This window comes from Prosthecobacter fusiformis, assembly GCF_004364345.1.
Classification (GTDB): domain Bacteria; phylum Verrucomicrobiota; class Verrucomicrobiia; order Verrucomicrobiales; family Verrucomicrobiaceae; genus Prosthecobacter; species Prosthecobacter fusiformis.
In genome coordinates this window covers 59,018-76,226 of sequence record NZ_SOCA01000001.1, presented here as the reverse complement: position 1 = coordinate 76,226, position 17,209 = coordinate 59,018, and the positions used below count along the sequence as shown (strand labels likewise).

Here is a 17,209-nt window from a genome sequence, read left to right as displayed (position 1 = left end):
TTTTGAGGTTTTTAGATCAAGGGTCAAAACGGGTTTGAGCGATGACGCGGAACCTGTGGAGCTCATCGAGATGTGGCTTGGTGGTCATGTTTCCCACGGCAAAGTCCAAGCCGCTGGCAGGCAGGAGCTGTGGGTCGTTTTGATCCAGGTAACGCTCGATCACTGCGGACCCGCGATACTCAGCACCAATCTGGTCTTTGCCAGTTTCGAACTTGGTGGGGTCGGAGGAGCGTGCTTTGCGGATGACCTGGGTACGGACGAAGACTTGGTAGGTGTTAGACCGTGTGGTGAGGCGCGGATACAGGTTGGTATAAGGACGCTCCTTCAAGTTTTCAGCAGTGATGGCATGCTCTTCCCAAAATTTGAGAATGCTGTCTGCGGAGGTGGCCTTGAGAAGGTTGGCGATCTGGTCCGGCCACTGGTTAGGCACGAGGGTATCCGATGGATCTGTCCGCTTGGGCAGCAGATACATTTCACAAATCTGGGCTGGGGAGATGAAGGCGAAGCCATTCTTAAAACGTTCGTCAAAAAGCTTCAGCGTGGCTTCGGTATCGATCTGTCGATGCCAGAATTTCTTGCCGCTGGCGCTCGTGTCCTCTTTCCAAAACCAACTCTCCTCGGCACCTTTGGGGGCTCCGGTAGGGCGGCGCAGATAGACGTTGGCATCGGCATGGGAGACAGCAGTAAGGATCTCACTTTTCATCAGCGCATGCAGCCCCGTGGTGCGCCGGATGTGGCGGAAGGGGGCCATCTGGTAGTTCATGTTGATCTTACCTGCGGTGGAGCCGGGTGAGCTGATGGCATAAGGCTCCACGATGGGCATCCAGAAGAAGTCCATGAAAAGGTAGTCCGGAGGATTGACGCCCTGGATGGGCAGTCCTGCGGCGGCAACGCCATAACCTTTGAGCGCCTGCGGTGCGCCAATGTGGAACTGCTGGCCGCGTTTGGTGCTCCAAGTCTGTGGACGGAAAAGGAGGGTGCGCCAGGGCTCACGCCTTTTGCCTGCGGGACTTGCACCGGCATTGTGAATGCCCGTGGGAAGGGAGCCAAACATGCCGGGAGAGGCTACTTGGCGGTTAGGGGAAAAGTAGGATGACCCGCCAGTCCAGGAATTGTAGGAATTGGAAAAGTAAGGGACGAGTTGTTCCTGGTCGCTGCTGCTGATGACGCTGTAGCTGTTGCCTTCGTCGGGTTTGTTGATGTAAGCACCGTCCGTCTGGTTGGTGATGCCTCGGTCGAAGTCGCCATACTTTTGCAGTCCAGCACCGCATGCGGGAGAGTAGGGGTGGTCTGGAAGGAACGAGGCGTAGTAGTCAGCATCTTTGACGAGCCGCCAGCCCTTTTTGTCCAGCCCCTGGTCAAGGCCTGGACCTTCACTCCAGTGGCGGAGGACGATGTTGTGGGCCATGCGCTGCTGTCCATAAAGGCGGTGCCGCTCAAACTCACTGACCGGTACATTATACTGCCCCATGGTTAGGCGGGGATCGCCATGCCGAAGGACAAGGGACTGGATGGTGTCGTCCAGGATGGCGAGGTTTCCGCGCCTGTAAGAATTGGCTCCGGTGTAATTGCCAATTTCATTGCCAATGTAGCGAAAGCGGCCCCCCATGCGTGAGGCGGGCACTGCGGCAGTCTGGGTGATCCGTCCGTTTTTATCACGACCCAGGGCACCATCTGAGTGGAAGGCCCACCAGTAAGGGGCGGGTACGGGCTGGTTGATCACCCAGGAGCCGTCTGCATTCTGTGACCAGGTGGTGTCCGTGCTTTGGGTAGTCAGAAGAGGGCTGGGAAACTGAGAGGTTGGGAAATTGAAATTGAAGGTCTGGAGGACTGTCGGGGTCGCTGTATTGGTGAGGATCTTCACCGTGACCACTCCGCCGGTGAAGGAGATTTTGCCCAGGTCTCCGCCGGGCACATCAATGAAGTCACTGACAAGGTTATACTGATTGCACTGTTTCAGGACCCCTGATTGGGAGGCATAGGTGGAGTAGTTGATGTGGCCTGTATTTGTCGAATAAGGCACCTGGGTGGCAGAGGGAATGTTGGTGTCATCAAAGAGAATGCTGCCGGAGGTATAACCATTGAGTCCTGTCGCCACAGCAGGGAGTTTTCGCTCCTGAAGGAAGGCGCGGTAGGAGGTGGTGCCACCCCGCTGGTGGATGCCGTTTCCCTGGCTCATGTTTTTAAACGGCCGAATGAGAGTCCTGCCGCCATTGAGAGGGAACATGGGCTTGCCTCCGATCCGCAGCGCGCTGGCATCCACCTCAATGGCGAAGTCTGGATTGATGATGGCCCAGCCTGCGGAGGGGCAAAACCATTCGAGGAGGAAGGTGGCCTGGATGCGCTTGACGTTGTTCGCCAGGGGAGTGTCCTTGTCGAGGGTCCAGTTCCAGTTCATGGGGTTATAACCGGGATGATCAGGGGAATTGCCATCTTGCTCTTCCAGCCGATGATTCGCGGGATATTTGGTCATGTAGAAGCCATTTGCTGGATCCTGGTTCTCCTCGCTCAAGGGGGGGAAGTTGGAGTACCAGTTGTTGCTATCTCCCCATTCATTGCCGCGCCAGCTAGGTGGCGTGTAGTTCGCTTCTGCAGGAGGAGATGTAGGCACGATCTTGGCAGCAGATACACCTCCTGCCCGTGTATTCCCCTGGGCTGTAGCGATGAAATGTAACCCAGCCTCACTGATGGTAAAGAACCGGCCCATACCACGATAGACCTCGCTAGGCCCTTTCGGCAGCACGGTGGGCAAGACCTGCCCGTGGCCGGGGAAGCTGCTGTTAGTACCGCTGCCCTGGCTGATGCGCATCGGGGTGAAGGTTTTGGAAGCCAGACCTCCATTCGTTGCATAAGCCGTCTGCCGGGCGGTGGGCAGGGAGGTGATGGTGGGAGTATCCCCCACACTGGCTTCAGCGATGGTGTCATCATACAGATTGGTGCTGCGGATGTAATCGAAGATCTCGATCAGGATCTGCTGACGGTTGTCGCCATACTTGTTTTCAAAGTTGGCGGCAGTGTTGATGGCAAAGCCTGGGATGGGCCGGGCGGTAAGGTCTAACAAATAGTCAAACAACTGTCTGTTCCGCAGGATCGTGCTCAGTTCCGTCTGGCTGTTGCTATTCTGGCGGGTGAAGTAATAGTTCTTCCCGCCCAGGGTGGAGCAGTAGGCGATGGTGCGGTCAAAGACGCTGCGGTACTGTTCATTATTGATGACGTGCAGGGGCCACATGGCGATCTTTGGCATGCCAAAGGGGTTCATCTCTGGAGAACGGCTGCGCGGGGTGAGGAAAGGGCGCAGTCTTTGCAACACTTCTGGTTGGGTCAGTCCGCTCCATGCACCGCTGTTATTGAGCTGCACCTCCTGCCTCTGGCCGTCTTCGCCGATCTTGGCCCGCAGAAGGAATTCATCCACGGAGGCGAACAGGCGCTCGTCCAGGGCATGCTGCACTTCTTTGAAATCGGTCGGGCTAAAGTTGCGGCCTGCTGGCACGATGACGGAGCCTGATCTGGAGCCTCCCGGCAGGATCTTCGGGATGAGATCATAAATTTGCTCTTTGAAATCCAGGGATTTTTCAAACTGCGCTGTGTCTGACTTCGGCGGATTCATATTCTCATGAGGGAAGAGAACGGAACTCATCGAGACCATGGCCGGGTGCCCCGGATAGCGCTGGTATTCATAGGACATGGGCTGGTATTTGGCCCAGTCGCCATCCCTTTCATGATACAGGCGCGGGGTATCCCAGGCGGTGCCTTCGGCGGCTGTGTTGATGTTGATTTTGCAGGATTCATCATCCGTCCAGAAGGCGATGCGGGAGACGATGGGATTGTCATTGCTGGCCACGGCCCCGGCTGGACCCACGAAGGTGTTTTCTTCATCCAGAAAACCTAGCGTGCCGTCTTTCAACTGATACAGCCACTCCACAGGCATGGGCAGCCTCTGCGCATCGGGATTATCGGCATTGGGCAGCGTCACTCCATTCAGTGCCTGCCCGGAGATGCCGTTGGCATACTGGGAATAGGTGAAACCTTCGACGGATTTGGATGGATCGTTGGCATAGGCTCGAGGGTCGATGATGGGGTAAAACCAGCGGGGAGGTGCCCCCGGTTGATTGGCATCCCGGCGGGCCACGGGTTCATTGATATCCACATATCGCTCGGGGAGGGTGTCCCAGTCTGCGGGTGGCGTATCATTGATGATTTCCGCCTCAGTTGTAGCCACCATTTTTTGATCCGAGTATAATTTGTTACCCTTGAGCAACTGACCATTTTCCTGGTATTGACGCACCATGCCTGGCTGTGAGGTCCAGGTCTCAATGCCTGCGGTAGCCGCATCCGGCTGCGAGGCGGACTGGATCTGGCCGATCACGAGGCTCACAGCAGTATCTGCATACAGGCGGGCTGAGGCTCCACGGGCAGAGGCTGCGGTGGATGTCAGCTCCGTCTGGCTGGTGGATAGCAGCGCCACCAGGAGAATCATGCAGAGGGAAATGGAGGTGAGCACCAGCACCAGTGCCAGCCCTTTCCTCCGGCTGTTAACCGGTGATTTTGCAGGTAATGTGGATGTGTTCATGGTAGGTTTTTCGTGTGGAAAATGACGGTTAGCGGGTGGCCGGACGGCGGCGGCGCAGCATGAAAATCAAGCCTGCTCCCAGCAGCAGCCCTGCACGACCTGGCTCAGGCACCACGACGATGATGCCGTGGCTGAGGAAGAGGGAAGTATCATAAAAACCCGTGTTCAGATCCGGTAGATAAAGGTCTCCCAGCAGCCCGCCTCCACGCTGCGTGCCCCCGGTATCAAAGTCATTTTCCGTCAGCGAGTCCCAGTCCAGCAGATTGAAAACATCCCCATACTGCGGGACGTAATCACCGTTGCTGTTGTTGAAGACAATGTAACCGCCTTCATCCAGGGAAAGATTTCCAGTGATGGTTAGGCTATCATGATTGCCCCCGGTAAAGCTGTCATACAGTGTCGCTTGTGTTTGCAGCCAGCTTCCGAAACCCGCTCCTTGGTTATTGGAGAAATTGATGGCGTCATTGAAATCGGCCCCGCCTGTAGCGCCCATTTGCAGGAGCAGGCGATCCGTGCCGCTGCTGTCTCCTGCCAGCACCAGGTTTCCTTCCACGGTCAGTCGGCCAATTTGGTCTCCGGCAGTGGCAATGTTGTAAGGGCTGCTAGAAAGTCCAGGGCGGATGACGCCGTCACCATCCACGATGAAGGCATTGCCTGCGCCGGGCCGAATGCTCCCGGTACCGCTCACGGTGTTTTCCCAAGTATAGGCGCTGCTGCTGGTGAGCTGGGTGGTTTCAAAGACGCCCCCGGCTTCCACTTCCAGCCAGTTGGAGTTGGAGATGGAGGCTGCGCCATGGAGCAGCAGGGTGCTGTCTTCACCCACGGTGGTCTTGCCAGTATAGCTGTGGGAATCGTTGGTTAGGGTCACTGTGCCACCGCCATCCACACGCACATGCAGGGTATCCCCAAGCTGGGCTTCAGACAGGACGCCGGTGAAAATGGTGCCGCGTTCACCGGTTCCAGACTCTGTGTTGGAAGCGGAGGTCAGGGTGATTTCGTGGATGTTGTCCACTCCATCTTGATGCTGGAGGGTGATGTTACCCGTGAAGGTGGAGTTACCGCTGGTGAAGATGCCTCCCAGGGCACTGATGCCACCGCTGTTGGTATCATTCACATCCACATCATTGAGGATGGTCAGGTCCGCCACACCGGCGACGAGGGCCAGGTCAGAGCTGGCATCTTCCTTTTCCCAATAAACAGGACTGGACTGATCGTCAGCGTTGACGGCTTCCACATCGGCAGAGGCCATGAAGTAGCTGAGTCCGGCCTGTTCACCAGCAGCGACTTCAACGCTGCTGCCGTATAGCATTTCACCCGCTTCATCGAAGTCGTCCGCACGCACCAGGATCATTGAGCCATCCGCTTCATCGACGCTCAGGATTTCATAGATGCCATTGCGCTCAGGATCCCCCAGTTCGTCTTTGACGAGGATGCGCTTGCCCACATCCGCCTCTGTCAGGGTGACTCCGTCCACCTGGGAGGTAACGTCTAGGAAGGCTCCCGCACCGGCGGCTCCTGCGCCATTGCTTTCCGCATCAAATTCGCCTCCACGAGTGACGAGCGAGCCGCTGGTGGCCAGGTAAACGCCCTGGCTCAAGACCCGGCGTGTGTCTCCCAGTTCAACGACCGTGGTGCTGAGCGCAGTCGAATTGAAGACAGACAAGGTACCCTGACGCAGGACTGTGCCGCCATCAATGGCCTGGCCGGAAGTGTTAAAGCCAGTGCCGTAATAGTTCGAAGTGCCGTGCATTTCCACTGTGCCGGAACCCAGCTTGATCAGGCTGGCACCCATGCCGTAATCATAGATGACCACGTTGCCTCCAAATTGGAAGGTGGAGTCCCCTTCAGCGATGGCAAAAATGTTGTTGCCTGCATCCACGCTGCTCAGGTTGGAAAAGCCGTAAGTGCCCGCAGTCGCCCGTGTCCCGATGAGGGTGATGCCTTGAGTATTGCCATCAAAAGGATTCATCGAAACGATGTTGTTGACGGCGGTAGCGCTGCCATCCAGCAGCAGTTCCACGCGTGCGTCAATGGGGCTGGGTGCAGCCAGGGGCACACCTCCCAGGTTGATGACATTATAATCATCGCCGAAGGCACTGTTACTGCCGCCGATGAGAGTGCCTTCCAAAATGGCCACGTTGCTGGCAAAGAAGGTATTGTCTCCCGACAGGCGCTGGGAGCCGGTGCCGATCTTGTAGAAACTGCCGTAGCCGCTGATGGTTCCAGAATAATCAGCGCCGATAGTGCCATCCCCACCCAGTCGCAGGATGGAATTGTCAATGTCCACCAGGGCACCGCTGCTGCCGCTGAGGGAGCCGAGCGTGTTGTCAAAACCAGTGGAGGCTTGGTCCCAGTAGAGGCTCAGTTCAGCACCCGCTTCGACGATGAAACGGGAGTTAGGAGAAAAAGCATTGTTGCTACCTGCATAGAGGATGCCTTCCTGAACCGTCGTGGTGCCGCTGTAGCTGCTGAAGGAATCGGCAATTTCACCGCCGCCTGTGGAGGCACCGAAGACGGTATGACCCGCGCCTGATTTGACCACGTTCAGCAGGCCACGGTCTTCATACCGTCCGCCATAAACAACACCGTCTTCCATGCCGACGCCGATGTCCTGGTACACCTCATTGACGGTGCCCGCACCGGAGAAGAAAGTGATCGTGACATCGGACTCATCCGCATTTTGAATCTTTGCCGTATTGGCCAGACCGGTGCCGCCGATGAAGAGGAAGTTTTGGGAGAAGGTCTTGTCAATACCACCCATCTGAAGATAACCCCGGTTGGCAAATTCCACCTGATTGTCATTCAGTGCGAATTCGTGGCCTAACCGTATATAGGCAAAGCGGTCCACATCATCCGCAGCGGTCGTACCGCCATTGTTGCTGATGATCAGCTTGCCAGTCCAGTCACGGTTGTCTCCATTCAGGCCGAAAATTGTGTGGATGACCAGGTCATCGTTGGCTCCGGTGATGCTGCCGTTCGTGGCATTGCCCGTTCCGCCCTGGCCTACGTAGGTAATGATGTTACCGTCGCCATTGATGCCACCATTAAAATTGATGAAAATGGTTTCGGAGTTTTCCGGGGCTCCGTAGCTGCGGGTGTCATTGCGGAAATGTGAGGAGTTGTTGCTGGTGTCCAGACTGTTGCGCACATCATCCTGGTAAAAGAAACGAACGTCATCATTGAGGGTCAGGTTACCATTGTATTGCGCCACGTCTTCATGGGCAAGGTAGTAGCCGCCGATGCGCTTTTCCTGGCTGCCGAGGCCGTTTTCATTACGCACAATGATGTCGTGCGTGATGGTGGGCAGGTTGTTGAAACCGGATTCATTACGCATGTAGATACCTGCTTCATTGTTGCCACCGTTGGTTTCACCCACAGCATTGCCATCGTGACCTAACAAAATGGGCAAAGTGCCTGTGCCGAAGACATTGCCGGCGCTGTAGGCCTGCACGGTGCCTTCGTTAATGATGAGCTGACCTGTCCACTCGGGGCTGTTCTCACGGAAATACAAAGCACCATCGCCGATTTTCTGAATGCCGCCATCCCCGGTGAGGTAGCCCCCGTCATTGTTAAAATTGATACCGCGCCGTGCCGTGTTGAATAGCACCGTCCCTGCCGCCGTGCCTGCATTGCCCATGGCATCCAGATGAATGACACCGTTAAAGGTATATGTGCGGTCACGTGGGGTGGTGCTGTTGCTGACCAGGGAAGCGTTGATGGTGCTGCCAGCCTCCAGGGTAAACCATTCATAGATGGTTGTGGTGCTGTTAGAACTGGTGCTTGCGGTGCCTCCTGCAAATTCAAGTGTGGCTCCACTGCGCAGGATGGTGCCATCCATGAACTCATTGTGAGAGCCAAATATATCTGCGGTGGTGCTGCCAGCAGCGGTATTCTCCCAGAGAATCGTACCTTCACGGATATCCAGGATGCCGGTGAAGGTATGGTTATCTGTGCCGGTAAGAACCAGTGTGCCAGCACCAGATTTGACAAAACTTCCCGTTGCCTGGGCAGTCACATATTCCTCAATCAGATTGGCCTCAGAAGTGATGATGCCACCATAACTCAGCGTGGTGCCCTCAGCAACGGACAGTCCACCGCCGTTGCCGCCGATCATGATGCCCCGGTCGCTGTCCAGGGTCATGTTCGCCGTAGTATTGAGGGTGCCTCCGTTGAATCGCAGATTCCCAGCCTCCGTGGCTCCTGGAACTGCTCCGAGCTGGTCATCACTGCTCACCGTGATGATGCCGCCATTTAAGAAAGTGCCGCCAGTATAGGTATTCGTGCCGGTGAGAATGAGTTCTCCACGGCCGGTTTTGACAAGGGCGGTGCCGCCATTTTCAATGATGTTGGAGTCGATGGTCAGGGCACCTGCACCATACTGATGGATGATGAGGTCCTGGCCGCTGCCTGCCCGCAGATCACCGCCCATGATGCTCTTGGTAGAGCTGTCTGAGGCTACGGCGGAGCTGATCATGATGCCGCCGCTGTCCACCGTAAGGCCGCCTGCATCCAGTGTCAGCGTGCTGCTGCCATCATGGTCGAAGTGCAGGGTATTGACTTCGGCACCGGCAGAAGTCGTGCCACTGAAACCACCCGCGCCTTCACTCACGTCTGCCCCGGCAGTCCAGGCGGATGCATCGTCAGTGTCCTCTCTGCTGCTACCGGTGAATGCGGAGACCGCACCGCTGCTGTCCACCATGGCGAAATCCAGCGCATTGGCGGTTTGCGTGGCGGAATTAAAGCTGTCCCCATACGTGGCCCAGGCGATGGCTGAATCTGCCGCCGGAGCACCGACACCATTCAGGGTGATGACCGAGGTGCCGCCATTGCTGTTTTCGACGAAGTTGAGGGTGCCTCCAGACTCGCGGTTTAAATTGATGGTGGATGAACCGAGGTTCAGGGTGGTGGTGCGTCCGGTATCCGAGGTGACAACTACATTGGAACTGCCTGCAGCGATAACGGTGGCTGCCGAGCTGACAGGGAAAGTGGCAGCACCACCCACGGCCGTGCCGGTGAAGTTTTCCGTAATGTTGGTGGTGGATCCGACACCATCCATCTCCAGGCTGCCGCCGGCAAAGACAACCATGGCCCCATTATCAAAACGTGTTCCCGTGGAGCTCCCATAGTTAGTTAGGCGAAGCAGACCCCCTGCAAGGTTCACATTTTCCACATCCCCGTTGGTGGCCGTGTTGTCGCCGCGCAGATTGACAATGCCGCCGCCGATCTTCGTGAAGACGGTATGCACTTCTGAATCGTTATCGTCCAGGCGGAAGTCCATGTTGACGGTGCCTCCCAGAGCACTGAATACGGCCAGATCACGGGTATAGGATCGTGAGGCATCGGTGGATCCGTAATACATGATCCCCGTGCCGTTACCAAAGGTCACCGTGCCGGAGGTATTGGTGCCGGCCAGGACGATGTTACCGAAGTTGTTGTAGTTATCCGAGCTGCCGCTGCCACCAAAATCGATACGGTCAATATTCAGCTTCTGGCCTTCCTTGGTGAGCACCACATTGATATCCGCAAGATCTCCAGAGCTGCTTCCCCCAAGTCGCATGCCGCTCATAGCATTGGTGGGCACGATGGCAGCGGCGGCTTCATCTGTCCAGAAATTGCCTTCCCCGGTGTAACGCAGATAACCCTGCTCATGAAGAATCCTTCCTGCCGCATTCCACTGCTGTCCGACATTGACGATGAGTTGGTTATTGCCCGTGACTTGGAATCTGAGCACTTGGTTTTCACCGGTCCCACTCAAGTCGCTGGCCGCTCCGTTGATGTTGTCTTGGAAGACGCCGTTGATATTGATGATCCCCGCGCCGCTGCTCTCCGTGGAGATAAGGGCTGCATCGTTCAGATTGAGGTCTGCCGTCAATGGATTGCTAAGATTTGCGCCATAGATATTGCCGTTCAGGCTCAGGCTGTCGTGGGTGCCGATTTGGATTCGGGCAGAGTAAAGCTGCTGCCCGATAGCACTGGTGTTATCCATGATGATATCACCGTTCCAGGAGTTGTGGCTTGAGTTGCTGCGCAGGGCCACATCGGATTCACTCCGGTTCATAATATAAAGATCCGTATCTGCGGACATTTCGGAGCCCAGCTCTAGATATAGGGCACCATTTCCGACCACATCAACCCGGTTGGAGCCTCCAAGGCCCTGGCTATGACGCACGACAAGGTATTGTTCTGCGACCGTGGTGGTTCCAGTGTAGGTATTGGCATTGTCAAGAAACACGGATTGCGCACCCGTTTTGGTGAGGCCTCCAGAACCGCGTATTTCTGAGCGGATATAAGCGCTGTTACCGCTTTCATTGATAAAGATGGCCTCCCTGGAACCAAAGTCCAAGGCACCGCCAACGATGAACTGGTTGCTACCCGCCGCATTGCCCGCACTATCCCGGCCAAACAGGATCATGCCGCTGCCGCTACCTGTGACTTCAGGTAATCCGTCGCCTGCAGCCTTGTCACCCAGGTAGATGACAGCATTCCGGTCAAGCACTACTGTAGAACCGAGTTCATTGGTATTCAGTCCCACGGTGGGTGTGCGTGTGCCGAAGCGAAGGGAGTTAATCGCGATGCTTTCAGTGACACGGATGGGGCGCACTCCATACCAGTCCACCTGCGGATCTGGATTGTTCGGATCCTCCGTGTTGTAATTGATCATGAGGTTATGATCCGTGCCTTGAATGGTGTCGCGGTTGAGTGTGTGGGCAATTCCATTGTCCACCAAGTTTTGTGACAGCAGGTATTCCGTATCGAAATCTAGCGGGCGTAGCAGCGTGGGATTATTCTCGTCAAAGGTCATGAAGTGATCCGGTATGGCGGCGTTTCCGCCGACCGCGCCGACCAGGATTGTCTGGTTCGTGCTGCCATTGCCTCCGCCCCCACCATATTGCACAGCACTGGCTCCACCATCAGCGATGTGCACCTGCGCGGTCGTGCCAAGGGCGCCGGGGGCTGAATCCACCACCTGAAACTGGGCGATGGCACCTGCATTCCGCTGGAAGCTATCAAAGGTGAGGCTGACCGACTGCGGAGTAGAGTCCGCGAGGTCAAAAGAGATACGGTTGGTGCCAGACCCAATGACCAGTGCGCCCATGGTTTCAGAGACTGCGGCACTGTCGTTACCAATAATGCGCAGTTGACCGTAATCCCGCATCGTGATGCTGGCAGTATCGTTGATACGGTTGTTGTTGACCGCGCTGCTATTATCCAGGTAGAGGCTGCCATCCCGGCTGAGGATAATACCGGACGTACCAGAGACCGCACCATCCGCGCCGGATAAGTGCACGGAACCCAGGTTCTCTGAGCGTCCCCGCTCAATTTGCATAACGCCTTCAAAGGTGTTATTATTGGTGAGCACCATGGCTCCGGTATTGATCTTCGTGAAGCCGCCTGTGCCTGAGATGACACCCGTGAAAATGTGCTGTTCATACAGAACGCTGGCGGTGGTGCTGGGATCATTCACATCCATCAGGTTGGTATTGAAGTTTCCAGTCAGGTTGATGTTCCCTGTGAAAGTCTGGTCATTTTCTCCCATATCATTGATGAACCAGGCGTAGCCGTTCATGTTCAGGTCGAAGTCCTGAGTGGCTTCGGTATTGACCAGATACAATCGGGTGAAGGAGTTGTTGCCGGTCATGGGTGTGCCTGTTCCCAGTGAGATGAGATCTGCCCCGACATAGTTTTCTTTGGCACCGACCTGGCCTTCAATACGCAGCTCCCCGCTATTGACGGTGATGGTGCCCGCATTGACGACATTACCGAAATCAGCAGTTCCGTTACCGTCAAAATAAACCCGGGCATTGCCATTGATGGTGATGTCGTGACCCTGTGCATCCCAGGTATTGTAAAAACTGATGTTTGCGTCTGCGTAGATCGTCAGGTCATCATTCAGATCCACCATCATGTTTAGACGGTCACTGGCGTTTGGATTTTGAGCCGGGCCCCCTGTCACGCTCCCTATGCCGTGGTCCAGGATGGCTCCTGCCCCGCCATTGTCGAATGTGAGGGTTTCTCCTGTCAGGATGAAAGCATCGTCTGCATTAGTATCCCCCAGCCGCAGAGTTCCCAAAGTGATGGCAATGTCTAACGTGATGGTGCGCGTAGAACTGATGTTATGAACAATATCAGCAATATATCCCACTCCATTTGGCACTACCCCGTCCACCCAGCGGGTCGTATCCGTCCAGTTACCATTAGCATTAACGTTCCAGTCTCCTGTCACCGGTGCCTGACCTTTGACCTCGCCCAGCATGAGTGCCAGTATCGGCAGACAAGCGAAGACTGAGAGCCTATGGCGATGCCGTTTTGAACGGCTGTCTGAAATTCTTTTCAGAGCAGGAGTGGTCAGTGGCGTTTGGGTATTCATAAAGGGGGTGCGGGTGAATGCGGTCAGGACCAGCGGGGTTTTGGAGATGCGCCATTCTTGGCTGGAGCCCTTTTTTGGGCTATTGGCTCCCTGCCTTGGAGTGCCCTTGGGCATGGCTTGACTTCCATCCAGGGTTCAGCCCTAGAGCAGGATAAAGTGAATTTACCCAAGGCCTAAACAGCTCTGTAAAATCAAGGCTTCGCGGACCTTGCTGTTTGGCCACGCCTATCCGGAGATTTTTCCGGGCACCGAATAAACGGCGTTTAAAAATTCACGAAAAATGACCCTCGAGGAGTTTTTTCGAATTTTAATGTATTTACGCCGTCATTATTCGCCCCTTGGGGCTGATCGGCTTTGGGAGACGCAAATAACCTGACTTTGCTTCCCTTTGTCATATCCTCGCATTTCCTCACTGAGCCGCCATCCGGCGGGATTCCACCCAGCGGATCGCAAAGCGCACCACCGCAGACCCGTCTTCCATTTTCAATTTCGTGCGGATATTGGATCGATGCACATCCACCGTTTTCGTGCTGATGTGCAGCGCCGCCGCCACCTGATGGGTGCTTTGCCCTTCGCCGATCAATTGAAATACTTCAAATTCCCGGTCTGTCAGCACCTCCAGCCCATCATCGCCTTCACGCTTTGTGCCACTGGTGTACATCTGCACCATTTGCTCGGACATCGCTTCACTGAGCCAAGTACCGCCTTCCGCCACCCGGCGCAGGGCGCGCTCATAGACTTCATTCGGCATGCTTTTCATCAGATAGCCCTTGGCCCCCGCTTTGAGGGCACGAAGGGCATAATAGGACTCATCATGCATGGACATCATCAGCACGGGCAGGTCTGGATAGATGGCGTGGACGTCCTTGACCAGCTCGATGCCGTTGCGGTCCGGCAGGGTGATGTCCATGATGAGGATATCCGGCACGTCGGCTTCTAGTGCAGCCATCGCCTCCCGCGCATCTTCGGAGGTCCAGGCAAATTCAAAATCAGGCAGGCTCTCAATGAACAGCTTCATACCACCACGCATCATCGTATGATCATCCACAATGGCGACCCGCTTGAGGGCTTTTGCATCGACGCTTGGCGCTGTTAAATTTGGATTCGGCATGATTTTATAGGGAAGAATTTTTTCACGTTCATCGCGCATCCGCCTGCCTGTCGGCTCTGCGCAATTTGCACGTTAACAGAAAGGTGCGGGAGTTGGCAGGGTTTTTAGGCTCATGCGGGTGCAAAGAGATGGCTAACAACATCCGCAGGAGGTTTAGCACCCATTCCCACATCCCCTCTTTAGCCCTATTTCCTACCTCTCAGGCCGCTCCCAGCGCATTTTTAGCCAGTGCGGGGATACCTTGACCGTTGCGCAACGGGGCAGGTGCGTCTAGCTCTGAGGGCCTCTAAATCATCCCGACATGTCCTCCAAGCCTACCATCATCTATACGAAGACAGACGAAGCCCCCGCTCTCGCCACCTACTCCCTTCTGCCGATCGTCGAAGCCTTCACCCGGTCCTCGGGCATCGCGGTGGAAACGCGGGACATTTCCCTGGCTGGCCGCATCATTGCCACCTTTTCAGATTCCCTGCCGGAAGCGCAACGCATCGGTGATGAACTGGGCTATCTGGGCAAGCTCTGCCAGGAGCCGACCACCAACATCATCAAGCTGCCGAACATCTCCGCCTCCGTTCCTCAGTTGAAAGCCGCCGTGGCTGAATTGCAGAGCCAGGGTTATGCGCTTCCTGATTATCCCGAGAACCCACAAACGGATGCGGAAAAAGAAATCAAAGCCCGCTATGCCAAGGTGATGGGCAGCGCCGTGAATCCCGTCCTGCGCGAGGGTAACTCTGACCGCCGTGCACCCAAGGCCGTGAAGGACTATGCCAAGAAGCATCCTCACTCCATGGGCAAATGGTTTGCAGATTCCAAAACACGCGTCGGCACCATGGGCGGCAAAGGGGACTTTTTCTCCAATGAAAAATCCGTCACCGTCCCGGCTGCCACGGATGTGAAGATCGAATTCATCGGGGCCGATGGCACCTCCAAAGTGCTGAAGGAATCCACCCCGCTGAAAGCTGGCGAAATCATTGATGGCACCTTTTTGAGCAAAGCCGCTTTGGTCGATTTTCTCGCGGGCCAGATCGCCGAAGCCAAGGCGGATAACGTCCTCTTTTCCCTGCACATGAAGGCCACCATGATGAAGGTCTCGGACCCCATCATCTTCGGCCGCGCTGTGGAAGTTTTCTTCAAAGACCTCATCACCAAACACGCCGCCACTCTGAAGGAACTCAATGTGGATTTCCGCAACGGCTTTGGCGATCTCGTCGGCAAGCTCGATAAACTGCCTGCCGAAAAGAAAGCTGAAATCGAAGCCGATATCCAGGCTGCCTATACCAGCGGCCCTGCACTCTCCATGGTGAATTCGGACAAAGGCATCACCAACCTCCATGTGCCTAGCGACGTCATCGTGGATGCCTCCATGCCCGCCATGATCCGCGCCGGTGGCAAGGTCTGGGATGCCCAGGGCAAAACCGGTGATACCCTCGCCGTCATCCCGGACAGCTCCTACGCCGGTGTTTACCAGGCTGTGATTGATTTCTGCAAAGCCCAGGGTGCCCTGGATCCAAAGACCATGGGCTCCGTGCCCAACGTCGGTCTCATGGCCCAGGCCGCTGAGGAATACGGCTCGCATAACAAGACGTTTGAAATCCCAGGTAAAGGCACCGTCAAAGTCACCGACAGCAGCGGCAGCGTCCTCTTCTCCCATGAAGTGGAGCAGGGCGATATCTGGCGTGCTTGCCAGACCAAGGACGCCCCCGTGCAGGACTGGGTGAAGCTCGCCGTCAATCGCGCCCGCGCCACTGGCGTCCCCGCCATCTTCTGGCTGGATAAAGCTCGCGCCCACGATGCCCAGATCATCGCCAAGGTGGAAACTTACCTCAAGGATCACGACACCAGTGGGCTGGATATCCGCATCCTCGCCCCAGCGGAAGCCTGTACCTTCAGCCTGGAGCGCATCGTCAAGGGGGAGGACACCATCTCCGTCACCGGCAACGTCCTGCGCGATTACCTGACCGATCTCTTCCCCATCCTGGAAGTCGGCACCAGCGCCAAGATGCTTTCCATCGTCCCTCTCATGAACGGCGGCGGCCTTTTCGAAACCGGTGCCGGTGGCTCCGCTCCGAAGCACGTTCAGCAGTTCCTGGAGGAAAACTACCTGCGTTGGGATTCCCTGGGTGAATTCTTCGCCCTCGCCGCATCCCTTGAGCATCTGTCCGAAACCTTCAAGACGGCCAAAGCCAAAGTCCTGGCGGATACCTTGGACACCGCCACTGGCAAGTTCCTTGAGTTCGACCGCTCCCCAGGTCGTAAACTAGGCACCATCGACAACCGCGGCAGCCACTTCTACCTCGCCTTCTACTGGGCCCAAGCCCTCGCCGCCCAGACCGGCGATGCCGAACTTCAAGCCCAGTTCAAGCCCATCGCCGAAGAACTCACCGCCAGCGAAGACAAGATCGTTGAGGAACTCCTCGCCGTCCAAGGCAAGGCCATCGACATCGGCGGCTACTTTAAACCCTGCGACACCCAAGCCAGCGCCGCCCTCCGCCCCAGCGCGACCCTGAACGCGATTTTGGCGAAGGTGTAACCGGTTATACATCGGCATGATTCAATCCCGTCGTCTGCATAGGCGACGGGATTTTTTTTGGTGAAATAACTCTACCATGTCCTTTCACACCGATTTCGTTCGTCATGTGATTGAAAGGAAGACCGGGGGTTGCTGTAACCGGAAGGCTTCCCTAAACACCTTACCAATAGAAAGAATCACTGCGATGAAAGTCATGGTCATAGTCAAGGCAACGAAGAACTCTGAAGCTGGCATCATGCCCACTGAGGAGCTGATGGCGGAGATGGGTAAATTTAATGAGGAACTGCTGGCGGCCGGAGTGATGCTGGACGGAGATGGCCTGCATCCCAGCAGCAAGGGCAAGCGCGTGAGGTTCTCCAGTGGCAAGAAGACCATCATTGACGGTCCCTTTGCCGCCACGAATGAACTGATCGCAGGCTTTTGGATATGGCAGGTGAAGTCCATGGAGGAGGCGCTGGAGTGGATGAAACGTTGCCCTGATCCAATGCCGGGCGAGGAGTCGGAAGTGGAGATTCGCCCCTTCTTTGAAATGGAGGATTTTGGCAGCGAAATGACACCGGCATTGCGCGAGCAGGAAGAGCGCCTGCGAGCAGAATTGGAGCGGCAGCGCGGTGCATAAGCTCCCCTGGC

At 56.1% G+C, this 17,209-nt stretch carries 5 protein-coding genes; 2 read left to right on the top strand and 3 right to left on the bottom strand.

The genetic code is table 11. The annotated features are described in order from the left end of the window. Positions 1-16 precede the first annotated feature (16 nt). From vccA to EI77_RS00245, 3 genes are all read right to left on the bottom strand, one after another. Positions 17-4,570 carry a Verru_Chthon cassette protein A gene (gene vccA, locus EI77_RS00255; RefSeq protein WP_133792755.1) on the bottom strand — a complete coding sequence of 1,518 codons (4,554 nt, stop codon included), beginning with the start codon at positions 4,568-4,570 and terminating at the stop codon, positions 17-19. Positions 4,571-4,598: 28 nt separating this feature from the next. Beyond that, entirely contained in the window at positions 4,599-13,052 is an 8,454-nt protein-coding gene (locus EI77_RS00250) for a PEP-CTERM sorting domain-containing protein (RefSeq protein ID WP_133792754.1), read from the bottom strand. 295 nt (positions 13,053-13,347) lie between these two features. Then, complete coding sequence (locus EI77_RS00245) at positions 13,348-14,088, bottom strand: response regulator (protein WP_243838627.1); 741 nt, start codon at positions 14,086-14,088, stop codon at positions 13,348-13,350. A 262-nt stretch (positions 14,089-14,350) separates the two neighbouring features. Between EI77_RS00245 and EI77_RS00240 the strand changes: the two genes are divergently transcribed. Beyond that, a complete protein-coding gene (locus tag EI77_RS00240; protein ID WP_133792753.1) occupies positions 14,351-16,579 on the top strand; it encodes an NADP-dependent isocitrate dehydrogenase in 2,229 nt (742 codons plus the stop codon). Positions 16,580-16,763: 184 nt separating this feature from the next. Further along, positions 16,764-17,198, top strand: coding sequence for a YciI family protein (locus EI77_RS00235; protein WP_133792752.1), 435 nt, complete (start codon positions 16,764-16,766; stop codon positions 17,196-17,198). Positions 17,199-17,209 lie beyond the last annotated feature (11 nt).